The sequence below is a fragment of the Prescottella sp. D32 genome, from assembly GCF_037287305.1.
GTDB classification, from domain to species: domain Bacteria; phylum Actinomycetota; class Actinomycetes; order Mycobacteriales; family Mycobacteriaceae; genus Prescottella; species Prescottella equi.
In genome coordinates, this window is sequence record NZ_JARBSW010000006.1 from 196,367 (window position 1) to 215,466 (window position 19,100).

General features: G+C 69.0%; 14 protein-coding genes and 1 pseudogene. 10 read left to right on the forward strand and 5 right to left on the reverse strand.

What is annotated here, in order from left to right; translation table 11 throughout:
• Positions 1-35: 35 nt before the first annotated feature.
• Complete coding sequence (locus tag PSS76_RS22085; protein WP_013415731.1) at positions 36-1,769, reverse strand: acyl-CoA dehydrogenase family protein; 1,734 nt, start codon at positions 1,767-1,769, stop codon at positions 36-38.
• Positions 1,770-1,952: 183 nt separating this feature from the next.
• Between PSS76_RS22085 and PSS76_RS22090 the strand changes: the two genes are divergently transcribed.
• The 7 genes and pseudogenes from PSS76_RS22090 (at position 1,953) to PSS76_RS22120 (ending at position 8,984) form a co-directional block, all read left to right on the forward strand.
• A complete protein-coding gene (locus PSS76_RS22090) occupies positions 1,953-2,885 on the forward strand; it encodes an oxygenase MpaB family protein (RefSeq protein WP_064057709.1) in 933 nt (310 codons plus the stop codon).
• Between the two features lie 27 nt (positions 2,886-2,912).
• Positions 2,913-4,268 (forward strand): cytochrome P450, encoded by a 1,356-nt coding sequence (locus PSS76_RS22095; protein WP_064057716.1) that lies wholly within the window; start codon positions 2,913-2,915, stop codon positions 4,266-4,268.
• 18 nt (positions 4,269-4,286) lie between these two features.
• Positions 4,287-4,886, forward strand: coding sequence for a TetR/AcrR family transcriptional regulator (locus PSS76_RS22100; protein ID WP_064057708.1), 600 nt, complete (start codon positions 4,287-4,289; stop codon positions 4,884-4,886).
• A gap of 43 nt (positions 4,887-4,929) precedes the next feature.
• The gene (locus tag PSS76_RS22105; RefSeq protein ID WP_084968737.1) at positions 4,930-6,507 is read left to right on the forward strand and encodes a succinic semialdehyde dehydrogenase; all 1,578 of its coding nucleotides are present in this window, start codon (positions 4,930-4,932) and stop codon (positions 6,505-6,507) included.
• An 11-nt stretch (positions 6,508-6,518) separates the two neighbouring features.
• Complete coding sequence (locus PSS76_RS22110; protein WP_064057706.1) at positions 6,519-8,141, forward strand: AMP-binding protein; 1,623 nt, start codon at positions 6,519-6,521, stop codon at positions 8,139-8,141.
• A 14-nt stretch (positions 8,142-8,155) separates the two neighbouring features.
• Positions 8,156-8,656 (forward strand): annotated as a pseudogene (locus PSS76_RS22115) (SDR family NAD(P)-dependent oxidoreductase); the annotation flags it as partial.
• 100 nt (positions 8,657-8,756) lie between these two features.
• Positions 8,757-8,984, forward strand: a complete 228-nt coding sequence (locus PSS76_RS22120; protein WP_337456626.1) for a hypothetical protein — start codon at positions 8,757-8,759, stop codon at positions 8,982-8,984.
• 50 nt (positions 8,985-9,034) lie between these two features.
• On the opposite strand, the gene PSS76_RS22125 is transcribed toward PSS76_RS22120, so the two are convergent.
• The gene (locus PSS76_RS22125) at positions 9,035-10,780 is read right to left on the reverse strand and encodes a proline--tRNA ligase (RefSeq protein ID WP_013415725.1); all 1,746 of its coding nucleotides are present in this window, start codon (positions 10,778-10,780) and stop codon (positions 9,035-9,037) included.
• 251 nt (positions 10,781-11,031) lie between these two features.
• Between PSS76_RS22125 and PSS76_RS22130 the strand changes: the two genes are divergently transcribed.
• The 3 genes from PSS76_RS22130 to yaaA all read left to right on the forward strand — a co-directional run bounded on the left by PSS76_RS22130 (position 11,032) and on the right by yaaA (position 15,433).
• Positions 11,032-13,074 carry a neocarzinostatin apoprotein domain-containing protein gene (locus tag PSS76_RS22130; protein WP_157419532.1) on the forward strand — a complete coding sequence of 681 codons (2,043 nt, stop codon included), beginning with the start codon at positions 11,032-11,034 and terminating at the stop codon, positions 13,072-13,074.
• A 184-nt stretch (positions 13,075-13,258) separates the two neighbouring features.
• Positions 13,259-14,599, forward strand: a complete 1,341-nt coding sequence (locus PSS76_RS22135) for a hypothetical protein (protein ID WP_084968736.1) — start codon at positions 13,259-13,261, stop codon at positions 14,597-14,599.
• Positions 14,600-14,689: 90 nt separating this feature from the next.
• A complete protein-coding gene (yaaA, locus tag PSS76_RS22140) occupies positions 14,690-15,433 on the forward strand; it encodes a peroxide stress protein YaaA (RefSeq protein WP_005513833.1) in 744 nt (247 codons plus the stop codon).
• Here yaaA and PSS76_RS22145 read toward each other — a convergent pair.
• The 3 genes from PSS76_RS22145 to cobA form a co-directional block, all read right to left on the reverse strand.
• Positions 15,426-16,292 carry a DMT family transporter gene (locus PSS76_RS22145; RefSeq protein WP_084968735.1) on the reverse strand — a complete coding sequence of 289 codons (867 nt, stop codon included), beginning with the start codon at positions 16,290-16,292 and terminating at the stop codon, positions 15,426-15,428. The two genes, yaaA and PSS76_RS22145, sit on opposite strands and share 8 nt — an antisense overlap.
• 74 nt (positions 16,293-16,366) lie before the next feature.
• Complete coding sequence (locus PSS76_RS22150; protein WP_237171043.1) at positions 16,367-17,773, reverse strand: MFS transporter; 1,407 nt, start codon at positions 17,771-17,773, stop codon at positions 16,367-16,369.
• Positions 17,774-17,859: 86 nt separating this feature from the next.
• A complete protein-coding gene (gene cobA / locus PSS76_RS22155; RefSeq protein ID WP_069854970.1) occupies positions 17,860-19,086 on the reverse strand; it encodes a uroporphyrinogen-III C-methyltransferase in 1,227 nt (408 codons plus the stop codon).
• Between the last annotated feature and the right edge of the window lie 14 nt (positions 19,087-19,100).

Genomic DNA, 19,100 nt, shown 5'->3' on the forward strand with positions numbered 1-19,100 from the left:
CGTTCGGCCGACACCGACCGCTGACCACGGCCGATCTAGCCACGCATCTCGTAGGCGCCGTCGTACGCGGCCACCTTCTCCCACACCCGATCGAATCGGGCGGCGTCCACCACGGGCTTGCGTATCACGCCGAGCGCCCACTCCTGTTGTGCCTGCGTCGACGACGGTTTGCCGTGCAACGCCACCGCGTGGCCGGAGAAGTCGCGGATGAGAACGTCGAAGATCTGCTCGAGGAGATCCCGGTCGAGCCCGACGATGTCGGCCTGCTCGAGGATCAGCTGTCCGTAGACCACCAACTCGAAGAGGTGGCCGAGCGTGAGCAGGAAGTCGAGGTCGGCGAGCTGGGCCTCGTCGGGGCCGGCGGTCGCGAGCAGTTCACGGAAGGCGAGCGCCTGTTCGTGGAAACGCGCGACGTCGGGAATGTCGCCGTGTTCGACGTATGCGCGGGTCCAGTCGTGGAACTGCACCTTTCCCGAACCCCGGGCCGGGCCCTGCCGCCAGAAGAAGTCGTCGTCGGTGGCGTCGGTGCGGGTGCCGACCTCCGGATACTCGGCGGGCGCGAACAGATAGTTGGGCATGAACTTGAGGATGAGTGCAACGTTGACGTGCACAGTGCCCTCGAGTTTCGGCAGCGTGCCGATCAGTTCGGCAGCCTCCCGGAAGTACGTGTCCTTCTCGTAGCCCTTGGCGGCGATCACGTCGTGCAGCAACGCCATCACCGTCTCGCCTTCCGACGTCACCTTCGCTTTCGTCATCGGATTGAACAGCAGGTACCGGCGGTCCTCGGGACCTGCACTGCGGAAGTAGTCGACGGCGCGAGCACTGAACAGCTTCATCGCGATCAGCCGGGTGTAGGCGTCGACGAAGTTGGCCCGCACGTGCGGAAAATCGGTGACGCGCTTGCCGTACAGAATCCGGTTGTGCGCGTGCGTGATCGCCTCGTAGAAGGCGTGCTCGCACATGCCGATCGACGCGGTGCACAGGTTGAACTTGCCGACGTTGACGGTGTTGAGAGCCGCGGAGAACGCATCCGGCCCGGTGTGCAGGATGTCCTGCTCACGAACCGGGTAGTCGCGGAGCGCGAAGGTGCTGACGTACATCTGCCCGTGCACGACGTTGTCGATCAGCCGGTAGTGCAGGTGTCGACTGTCGACGACGAAGAACATGTACCCTTCCGCGCCCTCCACGTCGGTGCGACGGCCGAAGACGGACACCATGCCGGCCACATTGCCGTTGCCGATGTAGTACTTGGTGCCGTTCGCACGGAACACCGCGTCCCCGCTGCCGGCCGAGTCCTGCGGGGTGAGCAGCATGTCGGTGGAGTAGACGTCGGCGCCGTGCTCGCGTTCGGACAGCCCGAACGCCATGACGCCGCCGGCGTCGAGTTGCTCGGCAGCACGCTCCCGGGCCGCGGCGTTGGCGCTCATCCAGATCGGTCCGAGGCCGAGCACCGTCACCTGCCACAAATACCAGTACGCGAGTCCGTAGAAACCGAGAATCTCGCTCAGCGCAGCGTTCCGGGCGGCGTCCCAGCGCTTGTTGGGGTCGCCGTGCGAGTCGGCTGCGGGCGTGAGGAACGTCGCGAACAGCTTCTCGTGCCCCACGAAGTCTAGGAAGTCCCCCGTCCAAACCGCGTGGAGGTCGTCCTGGAGCAGCCGCCGCTTACCCCGGGACTCGAACCAGGCGATCGTCGCACGCAGCAGGCGGCGCGTGTTCGGATCGAGGTCCACGGGGTCGTAGTCGCGCGGGTTCAGCAGCAGTTCACCCAATGTCCTCGCCCTCCGCAGTGTGGATGTGGCACCCGGATCGGGTCCTCCACGTCCACTGTGCGCCAGACCGCGCGCCGTTGCGGGAAATCCTCCGGAAATCTTGTCCCGCCGATCACCCACTGCTACGTTCTGACACAGAGATACATGTTTGTTCCACTGTCCCACTCTCGGCAGAAGGCACTCATGACGTCACCTCGTTCCGACTCGGCATTCGACGCCCTCATCCGCGAAGCCGAACCCGTGCTCGTCGACGACCACACCACCGAGCACTCCCTTCCACTCGGGCCCGATTCACTGGTCTGGAAGTTCTACGGCGACGTCCGCGGACTCCTCGGCTTCCAGAGACTGGCCGGCACCGAGAACTGCATCGAACAGCTCGGCAAAGCCGTCGAGGACCACTCGGTGATCTTCTCGGACACCCTCGGGCGGGCACGGCGCAGCGGGCCGCCGATCATGAAGACCGTCTACAGCGGGGATCCCCATCACTGGGGCCGCACCGTCCGCGACTTCCACCGCTCCATCAAGGGCACGATCTCCGACGGGTCCCGCTACCACGCGCTCAACCCGGAGCTCTTCTATTGGGCGCACGCGACATTCGTCGATCAGGTCCTGTACGTCACCGACACGTTCATCCGGCGCCTCTCGTACGCCGAGAAGGTCCGGATCTTCGAGGAGAGCAAGCGCTGGTATGCGCTGTACGGCGTGAGCGCCCGCAACGAGCCGCAGACGTACGAGGAGTTCGTCGACTACTGGAACGCGATGCTCGACCGGTTCGTCGCGACGAAGACGATCGTGTACGCGACGGGCTACATCCGCAAGGGCGTCCCGCGGCCGCGGCGCATCCCGGCACCGGCGTGGGCCGTCCTGTCCGCGCCGATCGATGCGTTCACTCGCAACATCGTCGTCGGGACCCTTCCGGACCAGATGCGCGAGGTCTGCGGGCTGGAGTGGAACGCGAAGAAGGAGAGGCGCTTCCGCCGGTTCGCGGCGACGATGCGCGCCTTGAATCCGGTGTTCAACCGGCTCCCGCTCGGCGCGCTCTACCTCCCCTGGGCTCGCGACGCGTGGCGGCGAGTCGGCGTCGATCCCCGTCCTCTGCACAACCGACCGGCCTGATCCCACAGCGAACGCCCAGGAGTGCTCATGCGTAACAAGCAGTTGGCCCCGGTTCCCGCGGGCAGCGATCTGAAACCCATTCACGGCACAGGCGATCCGGGCGTGATCGAGGTATTGCGCTTCGTCCGTGATCCGATCGCGATGGTGGCCCGTCGCCGAGAGTTGTTCGGCGACATCACATACCTCAACGCATTCGGACTGAAGTTCGTCATCCCTCTCACCGCCGACGGTTCCGAGGCGGTCGCGATGAATCGGCAGAAGGCGTTCGCGAACGAGCCCGCCTGGGGTTTCCTGATCGGGCCGTTCTTCCGCCGCGGGATCATGCTGATGGACTTCGAGGAGCACCGCCACCATCGGCGAATCATGCAGCAGGCGTTCACGAACACGCACCTCAAGGGCTACCTGCAGGACATGCAGCCGATGCTCGCTGATCGCGTGGCGCACTTCCCGCTCGGGGACCGCATCCGGCTGCTCGACGAGTTCAAACAGTTGACGCTGGATCTGGCGCTCGAGATCTTTCTGGGGCTCGACCTGCCTCGCGACGAGGCGGACCGGATCAACAAGGCCTTCGTGGACTGCGTCGCGGCGGGCTTGTCGATCGTCCGCAAGAACGTTCCGGGCACCAAGTGGTCGCGCGGGCTGGCCGGGCGCCGGATACTCGAGGAGTTCTTCTACCGGCACCTGCCGGCGAAGCGCGCTACCGCGACCCCCGACCTGTTCTCGGTGCTGTGCCACGCACAGTCGGAGGACGGCCACACCTTCAGCGACGAGGACGTGGTCAACCACATGATCTTCGTCCTGATGGCCGCGCACGACACCTCGACCATCACGCTCACCACGATGACGTACTACATGGCCAAGCACCCCGAGTGGCAGGCCGCGGCCCGCGAGCAGTCCCGCGAACTCCCACCCGAGATCTCGTACGACACGCTCGACCGGTTCACCGTGCTCGACGCGATCATGAAGGAATCGCTGCGCCTGAACGCTCCCGTCCCCGGACTACCCCGCCGGGCCGTCCAGGACACCGAGATCTGCGGCCACTTCATCCCGAAGGGCACTTATGTCAGCGCCATCGGCATGGTCAGCCATCACGACCCGGCCCTGTGGACCGACCCCGAGCGGTTCGATCCCGACCGGTTCTCACCCGAACGTGCCGAGGATCGAGTGCACCGCTTCGCCTGGATGCCGTTCGGCGGCGGCGTGCACAAGTGCATCGGCCTCTACTTCGGGCAGATGGAGATCAAGACGATCATGCACAACCTGCTGCTGCGGTACGAGTGGTCGGTGCCCGAGGACTACGTGTGGAAGCTCGACAACTCGACGTTGCCGGTACCCAAGGATCATCTGCCCGTCCGGATGCGACCGCTGCAGGGAGCACGATGACGACCGCCGACAGCCGATATGCTCCCCCTGATGTCCACGCCAGCCGAACCCTCCACGACGTCCGCGTCACCCGAGCAGGTGATGCTCGATGCCGCGCGGGACGAGTTCGAGCGCTACGGGATCCGGCGCACCAACATGGACGACATCGCGCGCCGGGCGGGCATCTCCCGCAGTACCCTCTATCGGCGCTTCCCGAACAAGGATGCCCTCGTCGAGACCCTGCTGATGCGCGAGACCGCGCTCTTCTTCGGAGAACTGGACCGGGTGGCCGCGGACCGGGATCCACACGGCGCGGTGATCGAGTGTTTCGCTCGCGGCGTCCGCATGGCGCAGGAGATACCGCTCATCGCCCGGATTCTCGAGAGCGAACCGGAGATGATCCTCGGGCTCAGCACCCGCACGGACGGGGCGCCCATCGCGCAGGCCGCCGCGCAGGTCACGGTCGCGCTGCGGCGCAGCGGCGTCACGATGTCCGACGACGACCTGCGCGCGGTCTCCGAGATCCTCATCCGCATCGCGGTCTCGTTGATGCTCGATCCTCGCGGTCAGCTGGATCTTTCGGATCAGGCCGCCGTGCGCCGCTACGCCGAGCGCTACCTGGTACGCCTGGTCTGGTGAGCGGTGCGCTCGGCCTCGAGCGCACCCTGTCGGGGAGGCACCGGTGACCTCACTCGCGACCACCGGCGCCGAGCTGTCCGCGCCGCCGCCGGGAATCGGCGCCGGTCTGCTGGACGACCTGCTCCGGCAGCTTCCCAGTTCTGCGCGGCTGCACCGCGCCCGCGCCCCGTTCGACGGCACCCCGCTCCCCGCTGTGCCGCAGTCCGATCCGGACTCGGTTGCCGCAGCGGCCGTCGCCGCCCGTCTGGCACAGGCACGCTGGGCCGAGACGCCCGTCGGTGATCGCGCGACGATCATGCGGCGTTTCGCTCGCGCCCTGATCACGCACGAGCGGCAACTGTGCGACCTCATGCAGTGGGAGACCGGCAAGGCGCGGGTACATGCCGCGATCGAGGTGCAGGGTGTGGTCCAGGTGGCCACCTACTACGGCCGGACCGGCGCTGCGCACCTGGCGCCGCGCCGTGCCGCGTCCGCGGTCCCGGGTGTCGTCGCGGCGCGGGTGAGGTACCGGCCCAAGGGTCTGGTCGGAGTGATCGCGCCGTGGAACTACCCCCTGTTCCTCGCGGTCGGGGACGTGATCCCTGCCCTCGTCGCCGGCAATGCGGTGGTCAGCAAGGCGGATTCGCAGACCCCGCTGACTCTCCTGCTGGCCCGGAAACTCGCCGTCGACGCCGGACTGCACCCGGACCTGTGGCAGGTGGTGACCGGTCCCGGCAGCCGGATCGGGCCGGCGCTGATCGACGCCGTGGACTACGTGTCGTTCACCGGTTCCACTGCCACAGGACGGGAGATCGGACGCCGGTGCGCCGACCGTCTCATCGGCGCGTCCCTCGAACTCGGCGGCAAGAACCCGATGATCGTGTGCTCCGACGCCGACGTCGAGGCCGCGGCGACCGGAGCCGTGCAGGCATGCTTCTCGAACGCCGGACAGATGTGCATCGGCATCGAACGGATCTACGTGCACCAGGACGTGTACCACCGGTTCGTCGAGGCACTCGTCGAACGGACCCGCCGGCTCCGAGTGGGGCCCGGGTACACCTACGACGTCGACATGGGTTCGCTCACCTCGGAACGGCAGCTCGAGACCACCGTCCGGCACGTCGAGGATGCAGTCACGAAGGGCGCGACGGTGCTCACCGGGGGCCGTCCGCGCCCGGATCTGGGTCCGCTCTTCCACGACCCGACCGTCCTCGCCGACGTCACCGACGACATGCTCGCGTTCGCGGAGGAGACCTTCGGACCCGTCGTGTCGGTGTACCGGGTGACCGACGACGACGCCGCCGTGCTGGCCGCCAGCGCCGGCGAGTACGGGCTGAGCGCAAGTGTGTGGTCCCGGGATCCGAAGCGGGGCAGGAAGATCGCGCAGCGAATCGTCGCCGGCGGCGTGAACGTCAACGACGGCTACCTGTCCGCCATCGCGGCGCTCGGCGCACCGATGGGCGGCATGCGCGCGAGCGGCATCGGTCGCCGACACGGGCGCGAGGGCATCGTGCGGTACACCGAGCCGCAGACCATCACGTCCCAGCGCATCCCGACCGCTTACCCGGACCGATGCCGGGCCACGCTGCTACGCGCCCTCAACCTGGCCAATCGAGCGAAACTCTTCTTCCCACACCGCTGACGAGGAGCACCATGAAGCTTCCGGTTCCGGCCGTCCGGCTCCGAGACGAGGCCGCGGCGGCCCGCATCCTGTGGTCCGCCGGGATGTTCCCGCGCGACGCCCGCGCCGCCCTCGCGGGAGTCCGGGCCGTCGCCCGGCTGGGCCCGTTCGGTGGGCTGCCGGCGTACTGCGCTGCCGTGCACGGCGACACCACCGCGGTGATCGACGACCGTGGCAGCCTCACCTTCGCCGAGTTCGCCGACCGCACCCACCGCCTGGCCGGCGCCCTGCGCTCCGAGTTTCCAGGTCGCCGCCGGCAACCGAGCATCGGGATCCTGTGTCGCAATCACGCCGATGCGCTGGTCACGCTGTGCGCGGCGGCCGCCGTGGGCGCCCGGGTGGTGCTGCTCGGCGCCGATTTCGGCCCACGGCAGGTGGCGGTCGTGGCCGAACGCGAACGCCTCGATGCGCTCGTCCACGACGAGGAGTTCCGTTCCGCCGTAACAGCATTCGGCGGCCGAAGCTGGTGCGCTCGATACGGCGGCGAAGCGCCCGACGACGCGCTCGACCGTCTCGTCGACCGCGGCGACGGCTCCCTCCCGCCCCGTCCGGCACATCCCGCGTCGCTGGTCATCCTCACGAGCGGCACCAGCGGCGTCCCGAAGGGAGCTCCGCGCGCCGAGCCCCGGACGTTGCTGCTGACCGCGGGCCTGCTCGAACGCATCCCGCTCCGAGGCGGAATGCGGGTGCTGTTGTCGGCGCCCGTCTTCCACGGCTGGGGGCTGCTGGTGGCGGTACTCACCCTGATGCTGGGCGGGACACTGGTGTTGCGCCCGCGGTTCGAAGCGGCGACCGCCCTGGCCGACCTCGAATGCTTCCGCTGCGGCGCCTTCGTTGCGGTGCCCACGATGCTCCGCCGGATCGTCGACCTCGGCGACCGGGTCCGGAGCGCGGATCTCGCTGCACTACGCATCGTCGCCAGCGGCGGCGCTCGGCTGGAACCCGCGCTCGTGCGGGCGGTCTCGGATTCCTTCGGCCCGGCACTGCACAACCTGTACGGCTCGACCGAGGCCGCGTACGTCAGTATCGCGACGCCGTCCGATCTCGCGGAGGCCCCGAACTGCGCCGGGCGCCCCACACTCGGCACCGTGCTCCGGATCGTCGACGACACGGGAGGTGCCCTGCCCGTCGGCGTGGAGGGCCGGATCCTGGTGCGCACGCCCGCCCAGATCGACGCCTACACCGACGGCACCCGACGCTCCGGCGACGACGGCTTCCTCGACACCGGCGACCGTGGGCATCTCGACGAACTGGGCCGGCTGCACGTCTGCGGCCGGTCCGATTCGATGATCGTCTCCGGCGGCGAGAACGTCTTCCCCGAGGAGGTCGAGCTCGTACTTCTCGACCATCCGGCGATCGCGGACGCGGCCGTCACCCCGGTCGACGACGACGAGTTCGGACAGCGCCTGCGCGCATACGTCGTCGCGGTCGGAGACGAAGCCGTCGACGAGGCAGCGATTCGCGCCCACGTGGCCGACCGGCTGCCGCGGTCCCGGATGCCCCGCGACGTCGTCTTCGTCGACATCCTCCCCCGGGGATCGTCAGGGAAGGTCCAGCGCGGCACGCTCGATGACCTGAAGGAGAAACACACATGAGCGGTATCGACCCGATGGGCCGCGTCGCGGTGGTCACCGGCGGCGCTCGGGGCATCGGCTGGGCCACGGCCGCGGCCCTGCGGAACGCCGGGGCGCACGTCGCGATCGGCGACCTCGACCCGGCTCGGACCGCCCTCGCCGCCGAGGAACTCGGCCTTCACGGCGCATTCCTCGACGTCACCGACACGTCGTCGGTCGAGACCTTCCTCGACGACGTCGAATCGCGACTCGGCCCCGTCGCGATCTGGATAAACAACGCCGGCATCATGCCGATCGGTCCCGTCCTCGAACAGCCGGATGCAGTGATCCGACGGGCCGTCGACGTGAACGTGCTGGGAGTGATGAACGGCTCCCGCGCCGCCGCTCGGCGCATGACACGGCGCGGCGAGGGGCGGATCGTGAACGTCGCCTCGATCGCCGGACGCATCCCCGCACCCGGTATGGCCGTCTACACCGGCACCAAGTTCGCGGTCGTCGGGTTCGGCGAGGCACTCGACGCCGAACTGCGCCACCGAGGTGTGCGAGTGTCGACGGTCCTGCCGTCGTTCACGAACACCGCACTCGTGTCGGGCACGGCGCCCGGCCGGATGACCCGGCCCATACCCCCCGGAGGAGGTGGCGCGGGCCGTCGTCACCGTGGTCCGCCGAGGCAGACGCCAGGCCGTCGTACCACGCCGCCTGTCGACGGGAAGTGCGTTGTGGCAGCTGTTCCCGCGACCCGTCGCGACGACACTGCGCCGGACGCTCGGGCTCGACACGGTATTCCTCGACATCGGCTCCGGCCGGGCCGACTACGACGCCCGGATCGCCCGGGACGCATACCCGTCCGAGCCGATCGACTGACTCCCGGAAGTCGGTCGCCGTGGCGCGGCGATCGACTTCCGGGGATCGGATCAGCTGCGGACCGCGGTGAGGATCTCGTCGAGCGCGGCGTCGACGGGCACCTCACGGGATTCCCCGGTGAAGCGGTCGCGCAGTTCCACGTTGCCCTCCGCGAAGCCGCGGCCCACGACCACCACCAGTGGGACACCGATCAACTCGGAGTCCTTGAACTTCACACCCGGCGACGCCTTGCGATCGTCGAACAGGACGTCGACGCGAGCCTTGTCCAGCTCGGCAGCCAGGGCCTCGGCGCCCTCTCGGGCGGCATCGTCCTTGTTGGCGATCACGAGGTGCACGTCGAACGGGCTGACCTCGGACGGCCAGCGCAGCCCCTTGTCGTCGTGATGCTGCTCGGCGATCACCGCGACCAGTCGGGAGACGCCGATGCCGTACGAACCCATGGTGGGACGGACGGGCTTGCCGTTCTCGCCCAGCACGTCGACGCCGAAGACGTCGGTGTACTTGCGACCGAGCTGGAACACGTGCCCGACCTCGATGCCGCGGGCGGCGACCAGTGCGCCGGCACCGTCGGGCGAGGGATCGCCGTCGCGCACCTCCGCGGCCTCGATGGTGCCGTCGGGGGTGAAGTCCCGTCCGGCGACGAGGCCCACGTAGTGCTTGCCCTCCTCGTCGGCGCCCGTGATCCAGCTGGTGCCGTCCACGACGCGCGGGTCGACGAGGTAGCGGACGCCGTTCTCCTGCAACGCCTTCGGGCCGATGTAACCCTTCACCAGGAAGGGGTTGTTCCTGAAGTCCGTCTCGGTGAGGAGCACATACTCGGCCGGTTCCAGCGACGCTTCGAGGCGCTTCTCGTCCACTTCGCGGTCACCGGGGATACCGATCGCGAGCAGCTCCCACTCCCCGCCGGGCACACGGGTCTTCACCATGATGTTCTTCAGCGTGTCCGCGGCCGTGACGGTCCTGCCGAGGTCGGCCCCGTTGGCCCACTCGACGAGGGTGTCGATGGTCTCGGTGTCCGGGGTGTCACGCACCTCGGCGGGGGGCAGTCCATCGAACGGGACGGGCGCCGGCGCGAGCGTCTTGACGGCCTCGACGTTGGCGGCGTAGCCGGATTCGAGGCAGCGGACGTAGGTGTCCTCACCGATCTCGCTCTCGGCCAGGAACTCCTCCGACGCGCTGCCGCCCATCGCCCCCGAGGTGGCGGAGACGATGACGTACTTCACGCCGAGACGGGCGAGGATCCGTTCGTAAGTGTCGCGGTGCGCCTGGTAAGACGCCGTCAGGCCCTCGTCGGTGAGGTCGAAGGAGTACGAGTCCTTCATGACGAACTCGCGGCCGCGAAGGATGCCGGCACGGGGCCGCTCCTCGTCGCGGTACTTGGTCTGCACCTGGTACAGGGTGACCGGGAAGTCCTTGTACGAGTTGTACTCCCCCTTCACGGTGAGCGCGAAAAGCTCCTCGTGCGTGGGGCCGAGCATCATGTCGTTGCCCTTGCGATCCTTGAGACGGAACAGGCCGGCCCCGTACTCGGTCCAGCGGTTCGACGTCTCGTACGGGTCGCGCGGCAGCAGCGCGGGCAGCAGGATCTCCTGCGCGCCCATCGCGTTCATCTCCTCGCGCACCACGCGCTCGACCTCGCGCAGCACCCGCAGGCCCAGTGGCAGCCACGAGTAGACGCCGGGCGCGATGCGCCGCACGTAGCCGGCGCGAACCAGCAGCTTGTGGCTGGCGACCTCGGCGTCGGCCGGGTCGTCGCGGAGGGTGCGGAGGAACAGGTGCGACATGCGAGTGATCACGGGGCACCAGCCTAGTCGGTTGAACTGCGGAGACCGATCGAGGGCACGGGTCCCGGCGATGGTTCGGACACCACTCGCGGGTCGGTGATACGCGTAAACCGCGTAACACACCCAAATCCACCAAACTCGAGGTAGCTTAGCCTCGCCTTTGTAACCACAGGCTTACCTCTCTCCGTGGCTTCTGCACGCAGCCGCGGCTGTGACCAGGAAGAAGAAAGATGCACGCGTTACGCAGGGCTGCCCTCGCGACCATGGCAGTCGCGATGTCGCTGGCGTTGCCGGTCGGCATTGCCGTATCCGCCCCCTCCACCGGCGGCGGACCGGTTGCCCAAGCCGCTCCGAGCACTCCGGTCACAACCGTCTCCCCGAAGACCGGCCTGAAGGACGGCGACACGATTTCCGTCTCGGGCGCCGGATTCTCCGGCGCCGGCGCCGGGATCTACGTCGGGCTCGTCCAGGACGACGCGTTCTCGTCGACCAACGCCGGCGCGTGGATGGCGATGGAATTCATCAAAGCCGCCGACATCGACAGCGGCGCGTGGAGCACCCGCGTCACCGTCGCCGCCACCAAGGGCGCCTTCGACTGCATCGAGAACGCCTGCTCGATCTACACCGTCGCGGCCCACGGTTCGAGCGATCGCTCGCAGGACACCAAGGTCCCGGTGTCGTTCGCGGCCGTGACCCCGACGACCACACCGGCACCCACCACCTCGACACCCCCGCCGTCGACACCCCCTCCGTCGACGACGCCTCCGAGCACCACGACACCGAGCACCACGACACCGAAGCCGACCACCACGGCGCCGAAACCGACGACGACCGTTCCGACGACCACGCCGCCGCCGACCACCGCCACGCCCCCGGTGACCGGCAGCGGACCGCGCGTCAGCGTCGGCAAGACCAGCGGGCTCAACGCCGCAGGAGACAAGATCAGCGTCCGGGGCAGTGGATTCTCCACCACAGGCATGGGCATCTACGTCGGCATCGCGCAGACGAACAAGTACTCGTCGACCAACGCCGACATGTTCTACGGCACCAAGTACATCAAGCCGACCGACATGCCGGGCGGCTCCTTCTCCACCACGATCGACGTCATCGGCGCCTTCCCGAACGGCGACTGCATCAACAACGAGTGCGCCCTCTACACGCTCGCCGCGCACGGCTCGTCGGACCGCAGCCAGGACACCAAGACCAAGATCAGCTTCGTCGGAACCGCACCGCCGGTCACCGGCGGCGGCGGCGGTGGCGGCGGGACCGCAACCGGCCCCGGCGCGGCGGGCGCAGCCCCCGGCACCACGTTCACGGCGAACAGTGGCCTGTCGGTGTCGCTCTCCAAGTCGAGCGACATCAACCCGGCCGGCGAGACGGTCACGGTGTCCGGGTCCGGCTTCTCCGGCGCGGCCCCCGGCCTCTACGTCGGCCTCGTCCAGGACAACGTCTTCTCGGCGGCCGACGCGTCGGTGTGGATGACCTCGGCTTTCGTCAAACCCGAGCAGATCTCGGGTGGCAACTGGTCGCTGTCGGTGGACATGGTGGCGACGCGGGGCGCGTTCGACTGCATCAAGAATGCGTGCTCGATCTACACCGTGATGGCGCACGGCTCCTCCGACCGGAGCCAGGACACCAAGACGCCGGTGAGCTTCGTCGGCGGCGTCGCCCCGGGCACCGTGACCGCGCCTCCGGCGCTGAATGCCGCAGGCGCTCCGGGCGCCGCGAAGACCGCGGCCGTGACGCTGTCGAAGGCCAAGGGCCTGAAGGTCGAGGGCGACGAGATCACCATCTCGGGTACCGGGTTCTCGGGTGAACAGCCCGGGATCTACGTCGGCCTGATTCAGGAGAGCAAGTTCTCGACGACCGACGCGGGCGCCTGGATGACGACCGCCTTCATCACGCCCAGCCGGATCAAGGACGGCGCGTGGTCGACCAGCATGAAGGTCCAGGCCGTCAAGGGCGACTCGGACTGCACGAAGAACGCCTGCTCGATCTACACGATCGCCGCGCACGGCTCGAGCGACCGCAGCCAGGACACCCAGACGCCGGTCAGCTTCGGCGACGACCCCGACGCCTCCAACGCAGACAAGGCCGCAGCCGCGGCCCTGACCGCGGACGGCGGACCCACCGACGGCGGCACCTCCGCCGCGGCGAACGAGTCGAACACGTCGGACTCCGCGATCCGCAATCTGGCGGACGCGATCTCCGACGGCACCGCCTGGATCATCCCGCTGCTCGTCGGCGCCGTCATCGGAGCCGGATTCGCGGTCGCGACCACTGTCGCGCTGCGCCGCCGGGCGTAGCATCGCCGCCTCGGGTGGGGCATCCGTGAACGGATGCCCCACTCGAGGCATGCCCGAAACTGCTGGAACACAATCCATTTCGCGCGAAAGCGAACAGAGCAACCCCTTTACTCCGCCCTGAGCAAAGGCTAGCTTTACCTAAGTTTCGCCTAGCTCTCGGCGAACCACACCAGAAAGTAGGAAGATGCGCGCGCTAACAAAGTCCGCGGTCCTGGCGGTTGCCGCCACGGTCGCCTGCACGCTGCCGATGGGCGTCGCGGCAGCGCAGACCAGCCCGTTCGGTTCGCTGGGTAGCCTCGGTTCCAGCGATCCGGGCCCCGAGACCCCGGCGCCCCAGGTGACGGTCTCGAAGTCCGCCGACATTTCCGCGGCCGGTGAAACGATCACGGTCACCGGCAGTGGGTTCTCCGGCGGCGGCGACGGCATCTACGTGGGCCTGGTGCAGGACGACAAGTTCTCGGTCACCGACGCGGCCGCATGGATGACCACCAAGTGGCTCAGGTCGACCGACATCGTCGGCGGTTCCTGGAGCGCCGCGATCGACGTCGAAGCCGTCAAAGCCGGCTCCGACTGCCTGGTGAACGCCTGCTCGATCTACACGATCGCCGCGCACGGTTCCAGCGACCGCAGCCAGGACACCCGGACCCCGATCACGTTCGCGCAGCCGATCGTTCCGGCCGGTCCGGCGGTGACGGTCTCGAAGTCCACCGGCCTGACGAACGACGAAGAGATCACGGTCACCGGCACCGGCTTCGGCCGCGGCGGCCAGGGCATCTACGTCGCTCTCGCACAGGTCGACAGGTACTCCAACACCGACAGTGCCGTCTTCCACTCCACCAAGTGGATCAAGCCCGCCCAGATCGTCGACGGCGGCTTCACCACCACCCTGAAGGCCACCGCGATCAAGGGTGACGCGAACTGCTACGAGAACGCCTGCGCGATCTTCACGCTCGCCGACCACAACACGCTCACCGACAGCAGCCAGGACACGCAGACACCGGTCACGTTCGCTCCGCCGGTCGTCGTGCCGACACCTACGGTCACCGCGAACAAGACCACGAATCTGGTCGCCGGTGACACCATCACCGTCTCGGGCACCGGGTTCCAGGGTGCCGCCGCCGGCACCGGCCTCTACTACGGCATCGTCCAGGACGACCAGTTCTCGACCACGAACTCCGCCGCATGGATCACCACGGCATTCGTCACCCCGGCGCAGATCGTGGACGGCTCCTGGACCGGCAGCATCTCCGCGACCGCGCTGAAGGGCACTTCCAACTGCTACGTGAAGGCGTGCTCGATCCGCACCGTGATGGCCCACGGCTCCACGGACCGGACCCAGGACACCCGGACGCCGATCGCCTTCGCCCCGCTGCCACCCGCGAACGCGGTCGTCGATGCTCCGGAGATCGAGAACGCCGCCAGCGTCCACTCGTCCTCCGACAGCGGCCTGCCGATCGCTCCGCTCGCCATCGGTGGCGCCATCGCCGCCGGTCTGGCGGTGACGGCACTGCGTCGTCGCGCCTGATCCGACACAGCTCCCCCGGCCTGGCCTTCGCCCTTCGGGGGCGGAGGCCAGGCCTGTTTCCCGTCGGCAACACCGGTACGGTTACCTACTGTGCTGGTGTTGATACCCCCTTCCGAAACCAAGTCAGACGGCGGCAAGGGCGCGCCGCTCGACCTCGGCGAACTGTCGATGCCGCAGCTGACCGAGACCCGCGAGATGCTCGTGTCGGCGCTCGTCGACCTCGCGGCCGACACGGAGGCGTCGAACCTGGCGCTCGGGCTCGGCCCCAAGCAGGCCGACGAGATCGAACGCAACGCCAAGGTGTGGGTCTCCCCCACCCGTCCAGCGCTCGAGCGCTACACCGGTGTGCTGTTCGATGCCCTCGACGCCAAGTCGTTCACGAAAGTGCAGCGGGAGAAGGCGTTCCGTCGGCTCGCGATGGGCTCGGCGCTGTTCGGCGCCGTCCGCGCGGGCGATCCCATCCCGGCGTACCGGCTGTCGGGCGGCTCCAAGCTGCCGGGCTTCGGCACGCTGCAGTCGCTGTGGAAGCCGGAGTTGACGGACGCGCTGCTCTCGGAGGCCGACGGCGGTCTGGTGGTGGACCTGCGCTCGGGCACCTACCAGCAGTTGGGCCCGGTGCCCGACGCGGTGATCGCGACGGTCCTCACCGAACAACCGGACGGGTCACGCAAGGTGGTCAGCCACTTCAACAAGCACCACAAGGGACTGCTGGCGCGGGCACTGACGGTGACCCGCGCGGAGCCGTCCGACATCAAAGGTGTGGCCCGGGTCGCGGCGAAGTCGGGACTGCGGGTGGAGATCGCGTCGGACTCGGAACTGATCATCCTCACCTGACACCGCTCGGTACCGCACGGACCGCGGCACCGCTCTCGTGCTCGGCGGCGCCCCGGGCGAGCGCGACGACCGAGACCGCCGTCGCGACGAGCGCACCGATCAGCAGCAGGCCCACGCCGCGCCCCACGTCGAGGTATTCCCCGAGCACCACGAACCCGAGCAGCGCCGCGACGGCCGGTTCCGAGACCGTCGTCGCGGGCAGCGACGCCTGCAGTTCCCCGGTTCGGAACGCGAGTTGTTGGATCCCGACGGCGGCCGCGAACACCGCGATCAGCACGTACACCTCGAGCGACGTCAGCAGCGAGATCGGGCCCCGCGCGAGCAGGTGAACCACGGACTTGGTGAGCACCGCTCCCACACCGAACAGCGCGCCACCCGCGAGACCGAACAGCAAGGCGCGCCGGGCGGCGGACCCGCTCCGCGCACCGAGCAGACACAGCACGAGCGCGGGCACCCCGATCGCCGCGACGACCACCCAGTGCCACGTCTCCGCACGCTCGGCACCCGGTTTGGGATCACCGACCACCACCAACAGCGCGACGGCCACCGTCAGCGTCGCCGCCCACGCCCAGTCCGACGGCCGCACAGCCCGGCCCGACAGCCGCGCGCTCAGCGGCAGCGCGAACATCAGCGAGAGCACCAACAGCGGCTGCACAAGCAGCAGCGACCCGACCCCGAGGGCCGCCGCCTGCAGGACATAGCCGCCCGCGCCGGCGAGGGCCCCGGCCCACCACGTGCCGTCGCGCAGTGAGGCCGACAACGACGTCGTCGCGGCCGCCCGTTGGCGCATGACGTTCCCGATCGCGATGCACAACGCGGAGGCCAGCGCGAGCAGGACGGACAGCAGGGTCTGGGCCACTCGGGGAATCCTAAGGCGCTCCGCACCTGTGCGCCTTTTCGGTAGTGCCGGCTACCAAAAAGGCGCACGGGCGGTTACGCCTGCTGCGCCGCCTTCTCGGCGGCCTGGGCCTGCGCCACCTGCTCGGGCGTGAACCGGATGAACAGCGCGGCGAGGGCGGCGAGCGCGGCGAGGATCGCGCAACCGAGCAGCGCGAACGTGTAGCCACTGGAGAGGGCGTCGAGTTGGGCGGACGTCATGTCCGCGGCCGGAATGCCGGACACGCCGCCCTCCGACAGGGTCCTCGACGTGGCCATCGCACCGACGATCGCGAGACCGACCGGGCCGAACAGTGTCTGCGCCACCTGAGCGATCGCGGCGAGGGGGCCGATCTCGCTCGGACCGACACCGGCGATGGCACACAGCGGCAGCGGCACCACCGCGAGGCCGACACCGAAGCCCACCCCGACCACGAGCACGAACAGGTTTCCGACATACGTCGCGGACGCGTCGAGCGTCGAGCCGTACATCAGCCCGACGAACGTGATGAGTGTGCCGGCGACGACGAGCCAGCGCGGCTGCACCTTCACCGCGATCTTGGAGGCCACGAACGCGGCCGCGCCGAGTCCGAACGCGAACGGAACGAATGCCAGACCGGCCCGCAGCGGGGTGTAGGCGAGGACGTCCTGCACGAACAGCGCGACGAACGGGGCGAGCGAGAACATCACCATGCCGACGAGGGCGAGAGAGATGAACGTCGCGACGCGGCTACGGTTGCGGAACAGCGTGAACGGCAGCAGCGGGTTCTCGGCGCGACGCTCCACCGCGAGGAACGCGCCCAGCAGGACGAATCCGCCGACCAGCCCGATCAGTACGAGCGGGCTGCCCCAACCCATCTCGGGTCCCTCGGTGAACCCGTACACGACGCCGGTGCAGCCGAGGGTCGCGAGGATCGCGCCCGGGACGTCGAGCTTGAGGCGCTCGGCACCCGTCTCCTCCAGCGCCCGGAAGGCGAGCAGCAGGATGACCAGGCCGATCGGGACGTTGATGAGGAAGATCCACCGCCACGACACCTCGGTGAGCGCGCCGCCGACGATCAGCCCCAGCACCGAGCCGACACCGGTCATCGCCGCGAAGATCGCGATGGCCTGATTGCGCACCGGTCCGGGCGCGAACGTCGTCGCAACGAGTGCCAGTGCGGTCGGAGACGCGATCGCCGCGCCGACACCCTGCAGGGCGCGAGCAGCGACGAGGGTGGCCTCGTTGGTCGCGAGCCCACACAGCAGCGACGTGACCGTGAACAGGGCCACGCCGCCGATGAACACACGTTTTCGGCCGAACGCATCGCCGAGCCGACCGCCCAGCAGCATCAAGCCACCGAACGTGAGCGCGTACGACGTGATCACCCAGTTGCGCCCGGAATCGCTGAGCCCCAGGTCTTCCTGGATCTTGGCGAGCGCGAGCGAGGCGACGGTGCCGTCGAGCACCATCATCAGCTGCATGCCGCTGAGGACGACGATCGCGAGGCCGAACGCCCGCGTGGTCACGGGGTACTTCACGGCGGTGGAGTCAGACACGAGAGTTCACGTTACCGAGAGTCTGCGGAGAACCCGGCCACCGTGCCGATGACCACGATCGCCGGCGGGCGGATGTTCTCCTCCCGAACCCGGACCGCGACGGTTGCCAGGTCGGCCCGCAGGACCCGCTGGGTGCGCAGGGTGCCCTCCTGGATCACGGTGACCGGCGTCTCGGCGGGGCGGCCGCCGGCGACGAGAACGGCCGCGAACTGCTCGATCCGTTCCACCGCCATGAGCAGCACGATGGTGCCGCGCAACTTCGCCAGCGCCGCCCAGTCGACCAGCGAGTCCGGGTGGTCGGGCGCGACGTGACCGCTCACGACCACGAACTCGTGGGTGACGCCGCGGTGCGTGACGGGGATGCCCGCTGCGGACGGCACGGAGATCGCGCTCGTGATGCCGGGGACGACGGTGACCGGGACACCGGCGGCCGCGCACGCCTCGAGTTCCTCGAAGCCGCGGCCGAACACGTACGGATCGCCGCCCTTGAGCCGGACCACGAACTTGCCGGCCTTCGCATTGTCGACGAGCGCGGCGTTGATCGCCTCCTGCGCCATCGCGCGGCCGTAGGGGATCTTGGCGGCGTCGACCACCTCGACGTGCGGGCCGAGTTCGGCGAGCAGTTCCGGGGGCGCGAGGCGGTCGGCCACGACGACGTCGGCGCGAGCCAGCAGCCGGCGGCCGCGGACGGTGATGAGGTCCGGATCGCCGGGGCCGCCGCCGACGAGGGCGACGCCGGGCGCGGGTGCCTCGTCGGTGTCGGTGACGGCACCGGACTGGAGTGCCTCGATCAGCGCGGTGCGGACCGCGGCCGAACGCCGGTGCGCGCCGCCCGCGAGCACGCCGAGGGACAGTCCGTCGAAGCTTCCGGTGGCCGGGGTGACGGCGGTGCCGTCGCGGGCGCTGTCGGCACGGACGCAGAAGATGCGACCCCGCTCGGCCTCGGCCACGATGGCCGCGTTGGTGTCGGGCTCGTCGGTGGACGCGATCGCATACCAGGCCCCGTCGAGGTCGCCGTCGCGGTAGTCGCGCAGCTCGAGCGTGATCTGCCCGGATGTCGCCATGCCCTCGACGGCCGGAGTGACCTCGCGGCTGACGACGTGGACGTCGGCGCCGGACGCCACCAGCAACCCGAGGCGGCGCTGGGCGACGGTGCCGCCACCGACCACCACGACACGACGGTCCGTCAGGTTGAGTCCGACCAGGTAGCTGGTCTCGTCACCGGCGGAAGCAGACACTCGTCTCCCCGTTC